Below are 17570 nucleotides of genomic sequence, written 5' to 3' on the forward strand. Positions count from 1 at the left end.
TTCTGCGCGCCCGGAGGGACTCGAACCCCCAACCTTCTGATCCGTAGTCAGATGCTCTATCCGTTGAGCTACGGGCGCACGCCGCCGAAGCGACCGGTCGATGTTACCAGCACACCGCAGGCGGGCCCTCCGCCGTCCGTCAGCGTCGGGCGTGCGTCCAGGTCAGCAGCTCGTCGAGGGGCCACGTGGTCACGATCCGCGCAGACGGCACGCCGGCGGCGGCGGCTCGCTCGGCGCCGAGGCCGAGCAGGTCGAGGTGGCCGGGCGCGTGCGCATCGGTGTCGATGCTGAACAGGCAGCCCGCGGCGATCGCCTCCGCCAGCAGGTCGTCGGGCGGGTCCTGCCGCTCCGGCCGCGAGTTGATCTCGATCGCGACGCCGGCGTCCGCCGCTGCCGCGAAGACGCGAGCGGAGTCGAACTCCGACTGCGGGCGCGTGCCGCGGCGGCCTTCCACGAGTCGCCCCGTGATGTGGCCGATCACCGACGTGTGCGGATCGGCGATCGCACCGAGCAGTCGGGCGGTGATCTCGTGCCGATCCGCCCGGAGGCGCGAGTGCAGGCTGGCGACCACGACGTCGAGGCGGTCGAGCAGGGCGGGCTCCTGGTCGAGGGTGCCGTCCTCGAGCACGTCGACCTCGATGCCCGGCAGCAGTCGCATGCCGGGTCCGTCGAGTGCGGCGACGACGTCGAGCTGCTCGGTCAGGCGTTCCGCGGTGAGGCCGTTCGCGACCTTCAGGTTGGGGGAGTGGTCCGTCAGCGCCAGGTACTCGCGACCGAGGATCCGCGCGGCCTCGACCATCGACTCGATGGGCGTGGTGCCGTCGGACCATTCGCTGTGGGTGTGCAGGTCGCCGCGGAGCAGGGAGAGCAGCTCGCGTCCGGCATCGGAGGAGGGCGCTTCCGCTTCGTCGCGGAGGCGCTGCAGGTAGTCGGGGGTGCCGCCCTCGAGCGCCTGGGTGATGACCTCGAGGCTCCGACCTCCGATGCCCTTGGTGCGGCCGAGGCTGCCGTCGGCAGCCCGCGCGCGGAGCTGGTCGTCGCCGATGTCGGCGATGGCCGCTACCGCTCGTCGGAACGCCTGGATCCGGAAGGGCTCGGCCCGATCGCGCTCCAATCGGAACGCGATCTCGGCCAGGGCCTCCTGCGGGGTCATCCGACCAGTGTCGTAGCAACGGACCTGTCGGGCGACTTCGGTCCTCTCGGGGCCTCCGCCCGCGGCTCCTCCGCCTGCGACGAGGCTTCGGCGTGGTGCTGAGTGAAAGGATGCGGCGCTTGCCGGACATTACTGATCATGAGCACCACGCAGCACGAGCAGACCGCTCGGTTCAACGCGATCGTCGGCGGGGGCCTCGAACCCGTTCGCCGGTACCTGCTCCGTCGAACCGATCCTTCGACTGCAGACGATGTCTTGGCGGACGTGCTCCTCGTCACGTGGCGGCGAATCGATGACGTGCCGAGTGAACCCCTCCCCTGGATGTTCCGTGTCGCGGCCAACCAATTGCGGAATGCGAAGCGGGGGCTCCGGCGACAGGAGCTGGTAGCAGCGCGGCTTGCCGACGAGCAACGCGGTGCGCTCGACGACTCTCACGGCGACGCGGTGCGGCTTGCTCTGTCCAGTCTCCGGCCACCCGACGCGGAGTTGCTTCGACTCTGGGCGTGGGAGGGGCTGCAACCGGCGGATATCGCGATCGTGCTTCGGATCACACCGAATGCGGCCGCGATCCGTCTCCACCGGGCCAAGGCGCGACTGGGAACAGCGCTAGAAGGACAACTCGACTCTGAGAAGGCGCGACGATGAAGAGGGATACGAGAATGACCGACGAGAACCTGCGCTCCGTGCTGGCTGAAGTCGACCCCACGGCAGGAGAGGCGGATCTCAGCGAGCCGAGACGTGCAGAGCTCGTCGCTCGGGCGATCGCGACGCCTCGACCTCGACGACTGACGTCCCGCGTCGTCGTTCCGATCACTCTGGCCGCCACTGCGGCGGTCGCGGTCGCTGTCCTTCTGGGCGGAGGTCTCGAAGACCGGGGCCGGCCCACGACATCGATCGCCCTAGACCTGGGCTCGACCGCTGGAGCTCAATGCGCCCCGGTCGCGGATTTCGCGAACGACGGTCTCCGTGAAAGCAGTGTTGCGTTCCGCGGGGTCGTGACTTCGGTCGGGAGCGACACCGTCACCATTCAGCCTCGCCATTTCTTCAGGGGTGGCGTCGCCGACGGTGAGAACGTCGCCCAAGTGCTTCTGCGGACTTCCGGCGAGGGAGCCGAGGACCTCGCGCAATTCGAAGACGGCCAGTCCGTATTGGTGGCTGCCGTCGATGGCAAAGTCGAAGGTTGCGGCTTATCCGGCACTGCATCTGAAGAATTGACTCGAATCTACGCGTCCTACTTCGGTTGACGGGCGCTCTGCAGAAGCTGCCGCGCCCGATCGCGGGCACCCGAACCCCCTCGAGTGGCGCTTCCGGGCGACACTGTGGCGGTCGACCCGAGACATCGACTCGGAGGGGACACCCGAGCGTGGGGCTGACACAGAGCCCGCTCGCTCACCGCACCGGCGTCATACCCGTGCGGGCTCTTGCGCGCGGAAGCGGGCGGTTCGCTGCCACCACGGAGCGTTCAGTGTCTCGACGTCGCCCGCCTGGATCGTTCGCTGCTCGCCGACCTCGACGCCGGCGGCGGGGAGCAGCTCGGTGAGGTAGTCGGCGATGCCGAGGCTGGCGGAGAGGCCGGTCGAGCGGATGGCCGCGACGTTGATGAATCGTCCGTTGCGGGCCGAGGGGCCGACGACGTAGTTCGTGTCACGCCCGGCGGGACGCAGGCCGGCGTACTGCGCGACCGGCGTGAGTCCCTCGAGGTCCGGGAACTGCGCCTTCGCCTTCGGCAGGATCTCCTCCCGTGCCTCCGGCCGAACGCTCCAGTCGTTCTTGTCCGTGAGGTCGACCGCCGTCGGGCCGGTGGTGACTCGTCCGTCGAGAGTGGGGAAGACGAGGACGCCCTTGGTGCGCTTGGTCGGCACCGGCAGCAGGATCTTCTCGAGCCGCTTGCCGTCGGGGAGCTCGAAGACGAAGAACTCGCCCTTGCGCGGGTAGATCTCGAACGAGTCGTCCCCCACCAGCCGAGCGACGTCGTCGGCGTGGAGACCGGCGGCATTGACGACGACCGTCGAGTCGAGTGCGCGGTCGTCCTCGAGCGTGAGTATGAACCGGTCGGTGTGATCTGCGATGGCCACGACCTTGGCCTGGGTGAGCACCGTTCCTCCGGCGGCTCGGCCGGATGCGGCCATCGCGAGCGTGAAGGCGACAGGATCGGTGACGGACTCACCGGGGACGAGGAGCGCGCCGTCGCCTTCGCGGATCTCCACGTGCACGCCGTTGCGAGCTGCGTTCTGCGCGAGGTCCCGGACGGTGTCGCGGTCGGAGTCCGAGTGCGGCACCAGTTCGGCGCCGCACTGCAGGACCGGGACGTGGAGCGCGTCGAGGACGGCGGGGCGGATCTCGGCGCTTCGGACGATCAGCTCGGTCTCGAGCTGGCCGGGGGTCGAGTCGAAGCCGGTGTGCAACACGCCGGAGTTGGTCCCGCTCGCGGAGTAGGCGAGGTCAGCGTCGGCTTCGAGCAGAACGACGCGCACTCCGCGGTGCGCGAGCGTGAAGAGGATCGCGGCACCCACGACTCCGCCGCCGACGATCGCGACGTCGTACTTCGGCTGGTTCATCTGGAGTCTCCTGGTCGATGATTCGAGTGGGGGCGGGTCCGGCGACGCGCACGCCCGGCCGCTGGGCGATGTCGGGCTCGGCGCGTCGGAGGATCGAGAACGACGCGAGGTCGGAGTGCGGTCGCGCAGGGTCGGGCGCCCATGTTTCCGTCACGTAAATCTCCTCGAACGAGCTCACATGGAGTCTTGCGCCCTCCAAACCGATCTGTCCATACTCATCCACATGTTCGGGCAATACTCCCCAGAAACGGGCACAAGTGCTCGCCGTTGAGCGCAGAGCGCGCATCGTCGAAGCCCTTCGCGACGTGCGCTCGGTGAGTACGGATGAGCTGTCCCGCCGTCTCGAGGTGTCGGTCGAGACGATCCGCCGCGATCTGCTGTCGCTCGAGGAGCAGGGACTGCTCGAGCGCGTCCACGGCGGAGCGGCCGCTCCGGAGAACCGGTTGGCGGGGGACGAGGCCTCGTTCCCTGAGCGGGAACAGACGAACGAGTCGGCAAAGCTCCGAATCGCTGCTGAGGCGGTTTCGCTGCTCAGCAACGGGCAGACCGTGATGATCGACGTCGGTACCACCGCTCTTGCCGTCGCTCGAGCCATCCCGTCGTCGTGGTCGGGCACGGTCGTGACGTGCTCACTGCTCGCTGCCGTCGAGTTGGGGAACCGCGCCAACATCGACGTCCTGGTCTGCGGGGGCCGCGTCCGCGCCGGCGACTTGACGCTGTCGAGTCACTTCGCGCGCGAGTTCTTCGAAACCGTGCATCCCGACATCGCGTTCCTCGGCAGTGGCGGCGTCGATGCGCAGGCCGGTCTGACCGACTACCACCTCGACGAGGTGGATGTGAGGCGGACCGTCATCCGCAACAGCCGCAACTCCTGGATCCTCGCCGACTCCTCCAAGTTCGGGCACGTCGCTCAACACTTCGTCGCCCGCCTCGACGCCGTTTCCGGACTCATCACCGACCTCGGACCCGACGAGACGCTGGCATCGGCGATCACCGACCGGGGCGGCGTCATCCGCGTGGCCTGAGCACCACCTCCTGCACCACTCGACCACCGCAGACCGAAGGAATCGTCATGTCAGATCAGACAAGCGCCACAGCGCTCGGGTCAGATGCCCGCTCCGTCCAGCAGTTCGGGTACGAGCAAGAGCTGAAGCGCGGTACCGGCAGGTTCGCGTCCTTCGCCGTGGCGTTCGCGTTCGTCTCGATCGCGACCGGCATCTTCACCACCTACGGAGCGGTGCTCAACAGCTCCGGTCCGGCCGGCATCTGGACCTGGCCCATCGCGGTCGTGGGCCAGGTCATGGTCGCGCTTCTGCTCGGATCCCTCGCCGCCCGGATCCCGGTGACCGGCTATGCGTATCAGTGGATGTCTCGTCTGGCGAACCCGGTGCTCGGCTGGATCATGGGCTGGATCTCGTTCACCTTCCTCGCGATCGTCGCGGTGGCGGTCGACTACACCATCGCCTCGACCGTGCTCCCCGTGCTGCTGGGCTACACCGGGACGGCCGCGAACACCGCGCTGATCACGGCCCTCGTGCTCGTGATCCAAGGGCTGCTAGTCGCGTTCTCGACCACGTGGACGGAGCGGGTGAACGGATTCGCCGTCACGGCCGAGCTGATCGGGATGCTGCTGCTCGTCGTGCTGCTGCTCATCGTCGGCTTCGTGGCACAGGAGATGAACTTCGCGAACCTATTCGCGACCGCACCGGTCAGTGGATCCGGCTACTTCGCCGTCGGCACGCTCACCCAGGTCGGCCCGTGGGCGCTCGGAACCCTGCTCGGCGCCTTCACGATCGTCGGATTCGAGTCCGCGGCGAACCTGGCCGAGGAGACCAAGGAGCCCGCGCGCGTCGTGCCGCGCGCCATGGTCCAGGCGGTTCTCGCCTCCGGCATCCTCGGCTTCCTGTTCCTGCTCGTCGTGACGATGCTGGCCGGCGACCCGGCAGAGCTCGCGAAGTCCTCGACTCCCATCGCGGACGTCGTCACCCGCGTGCTCGGACCCGTGGTCGGCAACGTGCTGCTGGTGCTCGTCGTCATCGCCATCTTCGCCTGCGGCATGGTCATCCTGATGAGTGGCGTGCGCCTGGTGTGGGCGATGTCCCGCGACAACCGGTTCCCCGGCCATTCCCTGTTCGACAAGGTCAGCCCCCGCACGGGTACGCCGTTCGCGGCCACCGTGCTCATGCTCGTGATCACCGAGGCGATCCTGCTCGTCTTCGCCTTCCAGACGGACGCGCTCTTCACCCTGTTCGGCGCCGCCACGCTCCTGCCCGCTGTCATCTACGCGGCGACCGTCATCCTCTACATCGTCAAGCGCAAGTCGTTGCCTGCCAGCCAGGGGTTCTCGCTCGGTCGATTCGAAGTGCCCGTCATCGTGCTGGCGTCCATCTGGCTGCTGTTCGAGCTGTCGATCTTCCGCGACGCCTCGTTCGCCTCCGCGTGGCTGTACGTGGTCGTCATGGTCGTCATCGGCGGGATCTACCTCGTCGTGCTGCTCGCCCGCCGCGGCGTGAAGGGCCTCGCGATGCCGCACATGGGTTCCATCGATGCGGACGCGAAGCCGATCGCGCTCGAGTCCGACCGATGACGACCGTCCTGGCGATCGACCAGGGCACGTCCGGGACGAAAGCGGTCGTCGTCGACGCGGACAACCGGATCCTCGGGGTCGGTGAACAGGTCCTACGGCCGACCTACCTTCCCGGCGGCCTGGTCGAGCAGGATCCCGACACCCTGATCGAGAGCGTCCTCGCCACCGGCCGCGCGGCGATCGAACAGGCCCGCGTGCCGGTGGACATCGTGACCATCGCGAACCAGGGCGAGACCGTGCTGGTGTGGGATCCGGAGACCGGTGCGCCACTGTCCGACATGATCGTGTGGCAGGACCGTCGTGCGGAGGAGCAGTGCGACGAGCTCGATCCCCACCGCGAACGGATTGCGCAGAAGACCGGGCTGGTGCTCGACCCGTACTTCTCGGCCCCCAAGCAGGCATGGCTGCGTCGACACGTCACCAAGCACGGGGTCGTCACCACCTCCGACACCTGGCTGCTGCACCGGCTGACCGGCGCATTCGTCACCGACGTCTCCACCGCGAGCCGCTCCCTCGTGACCGAACTCGACACCGGGGACTGGGACCAGGAACTTCTCGACCTGTTCGGGCTCGGTGACGAACCGCTGCCGACGATCCTCGCCTGCGATGACATCGCGGGCGAGACGACCGCGTTCGGTCGCCCCATGCTGGTCGGCGGACTCGTCGTCGACCAGCAGGCCGCGCTGCTGGCCGAATCGTGCCTGCAAGTCGGCGAAACCAAGTGCACGTTCGGCACCGGCGCGTTCCTGCTCGCCAACACCGGCACCAGCGCGCTCCGATCATCTACAGGTCTGGCGGCTTCCGTCGCCTGGCGGGTTGCTGGTGAGACGACCTACTGCCTCGACGGGCAGGTGTACACCGCTGCCTCCGCGGTGCGCTGGCTCCAGCAGCTGGGGTTCATCCACGAGCCAGCCGATCTGGACCACGTCGCGGCGCCGGACAACGCGGGTGTGTTCTGCGTGCCTGCTCTCGCTGGGCTCGCGGCACCGTGGTGGCAGCCCAACGCCACAGCCAACTTCACCGGCATGACGCTCTCCACCGGGCCGGAGCACCTCGTGCTCGCGGTGCTGCAGGGCATCGCGGCCCAGGTCGGAGAACTCGTGCGGCTCATCTCGAACGACCTCGGCACCCCGCTGAAGCGGCTGCGCGTCGACGGTGGCCTCACCCGCAGTCGCAGGCTCATGCAGGCCGTCGCCGACCAGCTTCAGATCGAGATAGAGATCTATCCCTCACCGCACGCGACACCGCTCGGCGCGGCCGCATTCGCTCGATGCGCGACCGGCGGTGACCTCTCTGAGTCCATCGTCCCCTGGACACCGAGCGAGCGGTACGAGCCGCACTGGAACTGGGCCCGTGCGGAGGAATTCCGTCAGAACTGGCTCGCCTCGGTACCGGCCGGCTGACCGCGGACGTCCGCCGCGGACGGCGTCAGCATCGAATTCACCCGCATCACGGCGACGCACGGTCGGCGTGAGAAGGTCCGGCGGCTGTTGCAGCGGTGTGCATCACCCAACCTCCGCCACGCCGCCCTGGCGTTCCGGCCAGAATCACGACCCCATCCGGGATCGGCATCTGGCTCTCGAGCAGGTCTGGATCCCGTGCTGTCGCCGGGTCGTCAGTTCGGGCGGAGCGCGGAGCTCCAGAGCTCTTGTTCGACTCGGTTGGCGAAGTCGCGCAGCGACGTGAGCTCGTCGGGTTGCATCGAGCGCGGTTGCGTATCGGTGATGCAGAGCATCCCGATGCGGTGCCCGTCCCAGCTTCGGATCGGGTATCCCGCGTAGAAGCGGATGGCGTTCGGGCCCCGGAAGAGCGAGCTCCCGTCGAGGCGGGCGTCACGCTCCGTGTCGTTGATGACAGTCAGCTGGTCGCTCTGGATCGCGTGGGTGCAGGCACTGATCTCGCGCGGCGAGGTCAGGGGTTGCGCGGCCGTGGTGGCCTTCTGCCACTGCACCGGCCCGTCGATGATGTTGATGTGCGCGTCCGAGGTACCGAACATCAATCGCAGCTGCCGCACGATCGCGTCCATGAGCCCGTCGGAGTCAGGCGTGAGCCGCATCGAATCCAGCGCCCGCTGCCGGAATCGCTCGTCCTCCGGTCGGTCGCGGTTCGCGCGGGCCGAATCCGGGCCGAGATGTCCATCGGCTTCGACGAGCTGGGGATAGAGGCGCGACACGATGTTGTCGGCCCATTCCTCATACGTGTCCGGAGCGAACCTGCTGCCGACTTCCCGGGGCTGAAGCGGTTCCACCAGCCTGCGGTACCGGATCCGCTGCGTCAGCGCACAGGTCTGCTCGGTGATCGCGCCGAGCCGGTCAGCACGCCCACTCGTCGAGCGGTCATACCGGTCTGTCCCGAAGGGATGAGACACGTGGGCGGCGTCCCACACGAAGATCGGCGCGACCTTCGCGGTCTGGCTGAGCAGCACCTGGGCGAGACTCGCGAACAGGATCTCCCACTTCCCCTCCGGCACTCCTCCCACCGCATAGCGCTCCCCCAGCACGACGACGACGGCGTCGTACCGGTTCAGCCGCATCCCCCGAAGTCCGTTCAACGCCCGGTTCCCGGTCGGATCCGCGTCGACGATCACGTCCAGATCCACCCCACGTCCGGAGCGGGCGGCGAGGAGATCGGCGACGTGACCGGGCAGCCCGAGGTTGTGGGTGCGAAGACCGCGGCCTTCCAGCACTCCACCACCGAACATCAGCACCCGATAGGGGCGCCGACCCGAGCGGTGCAGCCCGGCCACAGGATCGGGACGAGCCTCCAAGTCCGCGACGGCGGAGTGCGCGGTCGCCTGGGTGTTCCGCAGCAACGCCCGTAACGCCGGCAGCCGCGCCCGACCCACATCGTCAGCAGTCGTACTCATCGTGCTCTCCCTGCATTCGAGACCACAGCACGTCCGATACACCGGACGTGCTGGCCAGTTCCTGTGATGCGGGACACGTCAATCGACCTCGCACTGCGCGTCCTCGGTTGACGTACCCGAGTATGTCGACCGCTTTACCGCATGTCACCACCGTCTTCTGGGGGTCAGTGATCCGTTCCAAAGCCCACGCCGATATGCGTCCCCGCTCGCGCCGCGGTCATCGTCGGGCAAATGTGCGCGGAAATGCCACCTCACAAATGACTCGTCCGCGGCCGCTCCGCCGTATCGATCATGGGACCTTGGTCCGTGTTTTCCTACCCGAGAAGTTGAACGAGCACCGCGCTCGTGCAGCAGGAGTTCAGTGATTTCGAGTCGGGCGTTGAGCGAGGAGTTGCGGGACGGACGAGGTCGAGACGACGAGATCGTAGAAGGCGCGGTCGAGCATCGAGGACATCCGGAGGAGGTCATGACGCGCGTCTTCTGCGGTCCACCGAAGGCGATGGCCGTTGAGCGGGAGCCCATTGATGAGCGCTCGTGGTGTGCGACGCAATTGCGGAGATCGTTTCCGCTGAACGGACGCAGCTCACAACGTCGGTAGTGCGACAGACGCTGGGGTGCCGAGATCCGCTGCTGGTAATGTATTGGCGGAGCCGCCGGTTGATCTTTTTCTTTGGTGTCGCGCTGCCATGGGCAGCGTGGGTTGCAGAAGAAGACAGGGCAGTTCGTGTCGGCCGTGGCTTGCGCGGACTCAGGATCCAGGACTCAGGGCTGACCAGAAATGAGTACCGGCCCGGTAGCCCCCCATTGCTGTCACCAAGCGATGCATTGGCAACCACATGAAAACTCACCACGACTTCGTCACCGAGCTCATCTTGAAGCAAACGTGTCAGGCCCCGCCCCCTGGACTGAATGGCGTCAAGTTCCTCGGGGGAGCTCTGCAACATTTGGTCACCCCAAACTCGCACTTGGTCAGTAAGTCGCTCCGTTAGACATAAGGAGGCTCCGGATATCTCCCCCAAGGCTCACCGGGGGTTCTATTCCACAGATGTGAGCTTTCGAACTCCGGTGATACCAGGACCACTTTACGGACACTCGCCACCGCCGCATCATGGCACGCATCCAGCTCCCGGGTCACCGGTTGCCGTCTATCCGACAGCTCGCCGGAGACCTCGGCATCACTCCCGGCACCGAGGCGTGGGCGTTCACCGAGCTCGAGTCGACAGCCCCGTTTGTCATTTGTCGTCTGGGTGCTGGATATGCGTAACGGCGGTGATTCTGTGCTGGTAATCGGCCACACGGCATTCACGACGCACACGGTAAATTCGGCCCGAAACGGGGTCCTCTAGTCGGGAATCGTCTCCAACGAGCACGCAGCAAGTTCCGCCGTTCCTACACCGATCCCACTCCGCACCCACGAGGAGCCGACTCATGAACACCAATTTCCCGTCAGACGCAGAGATCGCCGCACGACTCACCAGTGGCACGCCACACCTGGTCCGCCGGCTCCGCGGACGCCAGCGCACGACACGAGCCGCTGTAATCGGGGGAGTACTCATCAGCGCCTCCAGCGCCACGGCAGCCGCGGCTGTCGTCGTTTAGGTCGGTAGCGTCGGCGTCGCGACCGGCGTCACCTGTTACGCCCAGGACGACCTCGATTCCTACTCCACCCGTGCCGCGGTGTCGCAGCAGCAAGGCAAGCCGCTCCAGAGTGCTGACCTCGCGATCACACGCGAGATGTGCGCACTCGCCTGGAAGGCCGGGCTGAAGCAGGCCGCCCTCGGCGCGGGGAAGCGTCCGAACATCGATCCGAACTCCTCGACTCTGCCTGTACCGAGGCTCGCAATGTGCAAGCTTCCGGACGGCAGCATTGGAGGATTCCCCATCGAGGCGCCCTCTAGTTCGCCTGCGCAAGTTTGCGTCCGGCTCGGTCTCGCACTCCTCGGCTGCAGACGAGGCGCACAGGCAGGGTTTTGGTTCTTGCGTTTGGAGCATATGCGAGACCATCGATCCGTGACGAGCGGACGCGTGGTGGCAGTTGATCGGCCTGACCGTCGAGGTTCGCGTCGCGCCGGTTTCGCGCTGGCGTATTCGGTGTTAATTGCGGGGCTATTGCTCGTACTTTTCACGAGTATGCAGATCGGGTTAGGCGCTGGCGATCGGTTGCAGAGTCTCTGGGCGCTCGGGTTGCTCGCCGTCATCATCGGGCTTGGCCTGCATCGTGCGGTTCGGCTCCGCTCGACGTCGCCGTTGGCATTTTGCGTGGGGGCGCTACTCGCCGCTGAGGGCATCGCTGTCGGCTGGCTCGGGCACTTACACGGCTACGTGCAGACGCCGTTTGGGCTCGCGTTGTGCGTGGCTGCCGCGGTGGCGACGTTCCCGAGTCGCGGTGCTCGGGCAGCGACGATGCTGGCGCTCACGGCAGCAGCTGCCGTCCTACTCCTGGCTGCCGCCATTGGAATCCTCGGTCAGTACTTGACGTTTTCGACCAACGCGGGCGGGTTCGACTGCCTTTCCGGCTTCGCTGGGGATCCAAGCCAGTATCCGGACGCGCCCGCCCAGCCGTCGGGTGTCACGTCCTCGTTCTCCTGGATGCCGCTCGGTAGGGCATGTACCTACAACGCGTCCGCAGGAGCCGTGACACGAGTACAGACGTCCACGGTCACGAGCGCATGGATCTGGGGCACCGCGGCTGTAGGGCTCCTGCTGGGGGTAGCCCGCGCACTGCTCGCGGGGTCTCGGCGCACCCCGCTTCTCTAGGCCAGGGATCTGAGACGGCTGGCGCGTGTTCTGTCTTCTTGGCGGAACCTCCCTCGGTCGTTAGCCTGCGCTCGTGTCCATGAACGGGTCTGTGCGAGTTCGCTGGCGGGCGCGGCTGCTGATCCTTGCGTGCGCCTGCCTTGTCGGCGCGGGGGCGGCTTTCGTCGCGATGATCGTGTTGGCGCGGGTAGTGCCGGACGCGCCCCCCTACCTGTTTCTTCACCCTCCAAAGCGTGTAGCTGGCTGGGTAGCGCTTGACCGGTTTCTCTTCGTCATCGTCTGTCTTGGCCTTCTTGCGGCGGGTTCAGGCGCTGGCGCCGCCGCCAAGCTGCACCGGCCAGCGATCAGCGTGCTGCTGGTGAGCTCGTGCGTCGGCGTGGTTGGCCTACTGCTGCTGGGAGTGCTCTGGGGTACAGGCGAGACCGCTGAGGACCTGGGCTTCTCTGTGGCATGGCTCGGCACGGCGTCCCTGGTCGCGGCAATGCTCACGGTGCTGGCTGGCGCTGCCGCAGCAGCGGCAGGCCTCGTTCTGGGGCTGCTGGTTCGGCGTACTTCGACCGCCATTCCATGACAGCACCGGACTGGGTCTCGCGAGCAGGATTTCGAGACGCTCGGCGGGTTTTGGTACTGGCTTCGCTCATTCATCGTCGGCGCTGCCGAAGGCACCGAGTTTCCTCCATGGCTGAGCTGCGGCGTTGCCGATGATGATCGTGTCGGTGAGACAGAAGGGTCATCACAGCGACCATCCCGAAATCATGCTTCAAGCGCGTCAAGGATGCTGGGGCGGGTGCGGTCAAAGTGTGGGCGGCCATGAATGGGAACGTGGGTCCGAATGGCGCCGGGGATGGCACCATGATCACGCCGTGGGCGTACAAGGTGAAGAAGTAGCACCGCCGCGGCAGATGGAAAGCCGGAGGGACGACGCCGAGCAGGATTCGCGAAATCCGCCTCGTCGCTCTTGCGCCCAAGAGGGATTGCCGCCCTTTTAGAACTCGGAGCGGCGCAGCCCTCATCAAGCTACGAGGTTGGGGACGCGTCTCACGGTCAGGCAGTTGAGGCAAGTCCGCGGGGACTACGGACGAAGCTGACCCCAGCCAAACGTGCTCTCCGCGACGAAGTCCTGCAGGTCACTTCGCACTCGGGTGTAGACCTCCTCGTGGGTTTCGTCGCCGTTGACCCAGAGGATTGCGCTTTCGCCCATGATGAAGACCTGGAGTTGGGTGGACTCGGTCAGCGGCTGCTCGTCGTCGAGTGAGGCGAGCGGGGTCGATTCGTCAGTCACGCGGACCGACGTCGAGGCTAGTTCCTCGGCCGTCAGGATCTCTTGCAATGCGGGCTGGATCGCGACTTTGAGCTCGCCGACTGTCATCACGTCGAGTATCCTGCCTCTTCCGCACGGGCGGGGGCGTCTCACGAGCAGAGTTCCGAGACCCTGTCGAAGGAGACGACCGCTGTATCTCTGGCGCGATGATCGCGCTACGCCAGTACCGCCGTCCCTATCCGAGGAGCAAAAACTTCGAGGAGGAGCATCGAGTGCCAGCGGGCACATACGGGGAGCCGGGTCCGTATTCGTCGCCGCCGAGCTGATCAGTAGTCTCTCCGACTCTGACCGTCACTGTCTGGTTCCCGCCGAATGTGAGGGTGATCTTGTTGCCCTTCAGCTCTGAACCGGGTGGAGCGAGCAGCAAGCGGTCTCCGCCAAGAACGATGCACCCCGCCTGATCGACGCCGAGTTGGCCTCCGAAACCGACGCCGGCCATAGCGCCTGGTACGCCGGTGGCGACGATCAGTCGGTGTCCGCCGTCGGTCACGGTCGGATTAGGCGTCGTTGCGCAGCCCGCCGATGCGCGTGCTGTCGGTCGAGGGGTGGGGGCGTGTCGGTGGGGATGGGGTCGCTTGGGGAAGAGGCGAGTGGTATGGCGTGGCCGGTCGGCGTGTCTGATTCGAGCGGATAGCTGCAGCGCAGCACCCCGCCTCTGCCCACACCTCCACTTTAACCAGGACGCTAAAGTGTAACTCGTGGATGAAATGACCGCCGTGGTTGCCTTTCAGCCGGGCACCGAGCTGCTGCTTGATCGCGCCGTCGCTCGTGAGGCTGTGTCAGCGTGCCTCGCAATGCTCCGAGACGGAGTGGTCCCAGACGATGCGGAGCGCCAACGGGTCGACTTCAAGGAGGAGGCGGGTCGTCGTGCGTCTGGCGGGCGACTCCTTCCGGGGTCGGCTGAAAACACGAAGGCAGCCGACCAGCTCGCGGATGAGGTCGCGGCAATGGCGAACACGCCTGGCGGTGGAGCGTTGATCGTCGGCGTCGAGAACCGGACCGGCGACCTCTTGGGTGCCGAGCTTGACGCAGAGTGGTTGCGCCAGCAGGTCTACCGGCGAATCGATGTCGCTCCGGACATCGAGGTGATCGCGGAACGAGGCATCCGGCTCCTCGTCATCTACGTGGCAGAGGCGCGCGAGCCGGTTGACGACACCGGAGACCGGCTCCGTTGGCGCGTAGGCGCCGCTTCGGAGCCTGTCGACCGCGGCGAGTGGTGGGCGCATCGCCAGGGTCGAGCCGGCTGGGACCCGATGTCCCGACCGAGCGGTCTCGGGATAGAGCACGTCACCCTGGCGGCGCTCGCCGTCGCTCGCGAGTACCTCAGCCGCCGTGACGTATCGGACGAGGCGCAGCAAGACCTCGCACGCGCAAGTACGCCGGACCTCTTGCGGCGAATCGGTGTGCTGACCACTGACGACCACCTCACCGAAGCGGGGGCGCTCCTCTTCTGTGCTGCACCGCGGCCCTGGTTGACGTGGACGCGACTCGACGTGGAGGGAGGCGACATTCTCGCCCGCGAGGAGAGTCACGAGGGGATCAGCCTCCTCGAGCAGATCCGGCGCGTGGAGACCCTCATCGAAGCTGCAAACGACCGCGTGACGCTGAGTGGCGAGTTCGCGGAGCGTGGCGTTCGGCTCCTGCCCATGCGGTCCGCGCGGGAGGCGGTGTTGAACGGAGTTGTGCACCGCGACTGGAATCAGCAGGAGCCGACGGCCGTGACATGGGTCGAGGAGGACGCGTCACTGACTGTGGTGTCGCCAGGCGGATTCGTCGGCGGCGTGAACGGGGACAACGTTCTCGCACAGCGCTACAGCCGCTCGCCGGCTCTCGCTGATGCGACGCGCGCGCTCGGTCTCGTTGACAAGCAAGGAATCGGCGTCGATCGGATGTATCGAGAGATGGTCACCCTCGGCCACCGCCCACCGCTCATCATCGAAGATCCAGGGCCACGCGTGCGGACTCGCCTCGTCGGCGGCCGTCCCGTCGTACCCGTGATGCGACTGACCTCTCGCATCCAGCCACGAGTTCGCCAGCGCGACGTCCAGATCGCGCTCGTCGTCTCCACGCTGCTGCGTCGCCCGTTCGTGACCGCAGACCAGCTCGCCGTGGTGCTGCAGCGCACTCCGACCGAGGCCGCCGAAGCTCTTGAAACCGCCTACAGGTGTGTCATCGACGGGGAGCCGCTGATCTCGCCGCACAAGGACGCCTGGCTGCTCTCGCCCGATGCGCGGCGAGTGGTCACCGATGCCAGGACGGATCGGGCGCTCCTGCGACGCCTGCGAGTGCTGTGGTACGTCGGTCCCGAGCTGGCTGACACGGCGGCGATTGCGGACAGCTGGCTCGACGTCCATGACCGGATCACCTCCGGGGACTACGCCTCGCTGACCGGCTACACCGTCACGGGTGCGCGCGGCGCTCTCGACCGTCTCGTCGAAGAGGGACAGCTGGTCCGTGGTGAGAGCACGGGCCGCAACGCGCACTACGTCCGGAGTTGACCACTGCTTTGCACACGTGGCTCAGCCCGGACGGCCACGGCGGCCGGGCGGAAGCAAGCGTCGGTCGCGGGCTTTGGTGACCACCCCTGGGCGGTGGAGAGGGCGATGCCGTTGATCTGCGTGTGGAGTCCGGTCGTCAGCTCGTCGCCTCCAAAGCGTTCGCGACCAAGCGCGAGGCCGAGACCTGGGAACGGCAGCAGAGACACGTGATCGAGTCCGGTCGGCCGCTGGCGCCGAAGCGCTCCTTCACGCTGCAGGAACTGGTCACGATGTTCCTCACCGCTCGAGAAGGCGGCAACCCCCACACCGTCGACACCGATCGGAACAACCTCGCCGCGCTCCCGAGTCGTTGCTCCTGAGACCGCTTGCTTCCATCCAGGCCGAGGACGTCCGCCCCCATCTGCTGGCTGAGCTGCGCGGCGGGAAGGCGGCGTCGAAGGTCGCGCGGTCTCGGACGACGTTGAGCGCGCTCTTCACGCATGCGGAGAGCCAGGGTCTGCTGCACCAACCGCACCCGGTCCGGACGATGCGGAAGATTCCGGACCTCAGCACGGTCGCCGTGCACGCGGTGCGGCCGAACGAGGTCCCCTCGGAGGCGCAGGTGACCGCCGTGCTCGCCGAGCTCCGTGAGTGCCGCAGTGACATGGCCGACGTGTTCGAGTTCAGGTCCCTCGCTGGCGTGCGATGGGGAGAGCTGCGTGCCATCGTGTCCGGTGGCTGTCCGAGATCCCGCTGCTGCAGCTGAACATCGAGCGCTCGCACTCGGACAACTACGCGGAGAAGGCCCCCAAGTCCTGGCGAGGCGCCCGGCCCGTGCCGCTCTCGCCGCGGGCGCTCGAGATCCTCCGCCGCCCTTCGGAGGGCAAGGGCCCGGAGGTGTACCTTTTCACGAACCTGCAGGGCGGGCAGCTCTCGTCCGCCCTGGCGGGCAAGTTCCCCCTCGGGTTCCGCCGCCATGCGCTGCGGCACTACGCCGCCTCGACGTGGCTCCGGCTCGGCACGCCGGTGCACGAGGTCGCCGAGTACCTCGGAGACGAGGCGCGCACCGTGCTGGCCGTGTACGCCCACGTGCTCGGCGAGGGGCAGCGCCGCGACCACCTCCGCCGACTCGCATCAGCCGAACAGCTTGCCGCTGACCGGAAGGTCGCGAAGATTTTCCCACGACCGATCGGGGGACACCTGGGGGACACTCGGCGAGGAATCGGCCGGTGAAACGAAACAGGCCCTTCCTCGAGACTTCGGGAAAAGGCCTGATCAGGAGCGGAGACGGTGGGATTTGAACCCACGGAACCCTAAACGGGTTCTCCACCTTAGCAGGGTGGTGCACTCGACCGGACTATGCGACATCTCCCGACGTGAGCAGCATAGCCGCTGAACAAGGAGGCAGGTCGGCGGCGCGACGGGGTTACGGCCCGAGCTGCAGACAGCCGCCGCCGCGTTGCACGGGCTTCCTGGGCGCCGTTACATTGACCACGCCGACCTTGCCCGAACCGGTCGGCTCGCATGCTCGTCATGTGCCTCACGACTCCGGACGGCGCTCGCGCGGTCCGGCTCCGAAGTCTCATCATCCGACCGTTCGGGCCGTCGCTGGTGAGACCAGGGGGGCCGCCGGACTGCAAATGGGTATGCAGCGCTGGCGGTTCCCCGCCTCTGTGACGGGCGGACGAGGGCGGTTCGACCGTCAGGAGACGGAGGGCTCCGGGTGCGCAGCGAACTCGTCCCAGGCTCGAGCGAAGACCTGCTGCTGAGCAGGCTGTGCGGTCTCGAAGTAGCCCTCGTAGATCGCCTTGCCGCCCGACGCGGGGAAGTCCGTGAGGTGCGAGACCTCCG

The 17570-nt window shown here is 67.0% G+C and carries 13 protein-coding genes and 2 tRNA genes; 9 read left to right on the plus strand and 6 right to left on the minus strand.

What is annotated here, in order from left to right:
• Positions 1–5: 5 nt before the first annotated feature.
• Both ACFE67_RS08090 and ACFE67_RS08095 read right to left on the minus strand, forming a co-directional pair.
• Positions 6–78: transfer RNA gene (locus tag ACFE67_RS08090), tRNA-Arg, on the minus strand.
• Positions 79–139: 61 nt separating this feature from the next.
• The gene (locus ACFE67_RS08095; protein WP_375406363.1) at positions 140–1153 is read right to left on the minus strand and encodes a PHP domain-containing protein; all 1014 of its coding nucleotides are present in this window, start codon (positions 1151–1153) and stop codon (positions 140–142) included.
• 138 nt (positions 1154–1291) lie between these two features.
• Here ACFE67_RS08095 and ACFE67_RS08100 point away from each other — a divergent pair, with 138 nt between their 5' ends.
• Positions 1292–1798: an RNA polymerase sigma factor gene (locus ACFE67_RS08100; RefSeq protein ID WP_375406364.1), complete on the plus strand. Its 507-nt coding sequence runs from the start codon at positions 1292–1294 to the stop codon at positions 1796–1798.
• A 14-nt stretch (positions 1799–1812) separates the two neighbouring features.
• Complete coding sequence (locus ACFE67_RS08105; protein WP_375406365.1) at positions 1813–2397, plus strand: hypothetical protein; 585 nt, start codon at positions 1813–1815, stop codon at positions 2395–2397.
• 159 nt (positions 2398–2556) lie between these two features.
• Here the strand turns inward: ACFE67_RS08105 and ACFE67_RS08110 are convergent, their stop codons facing one another.
• Positions 2557–3711 carry an NAD(P)/FAD-dependent oxidoreductase gene (locus ACFE67_RS08110; protein ID WP_375406366.1) on the minus strand — a complete coding sequence of 385 codons (1155 nt, stop codon included), beginning with the start codon at positions 3709–3711 and terminating at the stop codon, positions 2557–2559.
• Positions 3712–3968: 257 nt separating this feature from the next.
• Between ACFE67_RS08110 and ACFE67_RS08115 the strand changes: the two genes are divergently transcribed.
• From ACFE67_RS08115 to ACFE67_RS08125, 3 genes are read left to right on the plus strand one after another with little or no spacing between them, the layout of a single operon-like run.
• A complete protein-coding gene (locus ACFE67_RS08115) occupies positions 3969–4736 on the plus strand; it encodes a DeoR/GlpR family DNA-binding transcription regulator (protein ID WP_375406367.1) in 768 nt (255 codons plus the stop codon).
• 47 nt (positions 4737–4783) lie between these two features.
• The gene (locus ACFE67_RS08120; protein ID WP_375406368.1) at positions 4784–6298 is read left to right on the plus strand and encodes an amino acid permease; all 1515 of its coding nucleotides are present in this window, start codon (positions 4784–4786) and stop codon (positions 6296–6298) included.
• Positions 6295–7701, plus strand: coding sequence for an FGGY family carbohydrate kinase (locus ACFE67_RS08125; protein ID WP_375406369.1), 1407 nt, complete (start codon positions 6295–6297; stop codon positions 7699–7701). Before ACFE67_RS08120 ends, ACFE67_RS08125 begins: the two co-directional genes overlap by 4 nt.
• Before the next feature lie 212 nt (positions 7702–7913).
• Here ACFE67_RS08125 and ACFE67_RS08130 read toward each other — a convergent pair whose 3' ends face one another.
• A complete protein-coding gene (locus ACFE67_RS08130; RefSeq protein WP_375406370.1) occupies positions 7914–8723 on the minus strand; it encodes a GAF domain-containing protein in 810 nt (269 codons plus the stop codon).
• A 3271-nt stretch (positions 8724–11994) separates the two neighbouring features.
• Between ACFE67_RS08130 and ACFE67_RS08135 the strand changes: the two genes are divergently transcribed.
• Positions 11995–12492 carry a hypothetical protein gene (locus tag ACFE67_RS08135; protein ID WP_375406371.1) on the plus strand — a complete coding sequence of 166 codons (498 nt, stop codon included), beginning with the start codon at positions 11995–11997 and terminating at the stop codon, positions 12490–12492.
• Positions 12493–12993: 501 nt separating this feature from the next.
• Here ACFE67_RS08135 and ACFE67_RS08140 read toward each other — a convergent pair.
• Positions 12994–13293 (minus strand): hypothetical protein, encoded by a 300-nt coding sequence (locus tag ACFE67_RS08140; RefSeq protein WP_375406372.1) that lies wholly within the window; start codon positions 13291–13293, stop codon positions 12994–12996.
• 656 nt (positions 13294–13949) lie between these two features.
• On the opposite strand from ACFE67_RS08140, the gene ACFE67_RS08145 reads away from it, so the two are divergent.
• The 3 genes from ACFE67_RS08145 to ACFE67_RS08155 all read left to right on the plus strand — a co-directional run bounded on the left by ACFE67_RS08145 (position 13950) and on the right by ACFE67_RS08155 (position 16952).
• Positions 13950–15740, plus strand: a complete 1791-nt coding sequence (locus ACFE67_RS08145) for a DUF5635 domain-containing protein (protein WP_375406375.1) — start codon at positions 13950–13952, stop codon at positions 15738–15740.
• 122 nt (positions 15741–15862) lie between these two features.
• Positions 15863–16099, plus strand: a complete 237-nt coding sequence (locus tag ACFE67_RS08150) for a hypothetical protein (RefSeq protein WP_375406373.1) — start codon at positions 15863–15865, stop codon at positions 16097–16099.
• A 325-nt stretch (positions 16100–16424) separates the two neighbouring features.
• The gene (locus ACFE67_RS08155) at positions 16425–16952 is read left to right on the plus strand and encodes a hypothetical protein (RefSeq protein ID WP_375406374.1); all 528 of its coding nucleotides are present in this window, start codon (positions 16425–16427) and stop codon (positions 16950–16952) included.
• 49 nt (positions 16953–17001) lie between these two features.
• Here ACFE67_RS08155 and ACFE67_RS08160 read toward each other — a convergent pair.
• Positions 17002–17091 (minus strand) — tRNA-Ser (locus ACFE67_RS08160).
• Between the last annotated feature and the right edge of the window lie 479 nt (positions 17092–17570).

The sequence above is a fragment of the uncultured Amnibacterium sp. genome (assembly GCF_964244015.1).
GTDB lineage: Bacteria > Actinomycetota > Actinomycetes > Actinomycetales > Microbacteriaceae > Amnibacterium.

Coding starts and splice junctions, on each gene's coding strand:
- ACFE67_RS08095 (WP_375406363.1), bottom strand. CDS start 1,153: ATGACCCCGCAGGAGGCCCTGGCCGAGATCGCGTTCCGATTGGAGCGC.
- ACFE67_RS08100 (WP_375406364.1), top strand. CDS start 1,292: ATGAGCACCACGCAGCACGAGCAGACCGCTCGGTTCAACGCGATCGTC.
- ACFE67_RS08105 (WP_375406365.1), top strand. CDS start 1,813: ATGACCGACGAGAACCTGCGCTCCGTGCTGGCTGAAGTCGACCCCACG.
- ACFE67_RS08110 (WP_375406366.1), bottom strand. CDS start 3,711: ATGAACCAGCCGAAGTACGACGTCGCGATCGTCGGCGGCGGAGTCGTG.
- ACFE67_RS08120 (WP_375406368.1), top strand. CDS start 4,784: ATGTCAGATCAGACAAGCGCCACAGCGCTCGGGTCAGATGCCCGCTCC.
- ACFE67_RS08125 (WP_375406369.1), top strand. CDS start 6,295: ATGACGACCGTCCTGGCGATCGACCAGGGCACGTCCGGGACGAAAGCG.
- ACFE67_RS08145 (WP_375406375.1), top strand. CDS start 13,950: ATGACCGCCGTGGTTGCCTTTCAGCCGGGCACCGAGCTGCTGCTTGAT.
- ACFE67_RS08155 (WP_375406374.1), top strand. CDS start 16,425: ATGGGGAGAGCTGCGTGCCATCGTGTCCGGTGGCTGTCCGAGATCCCG.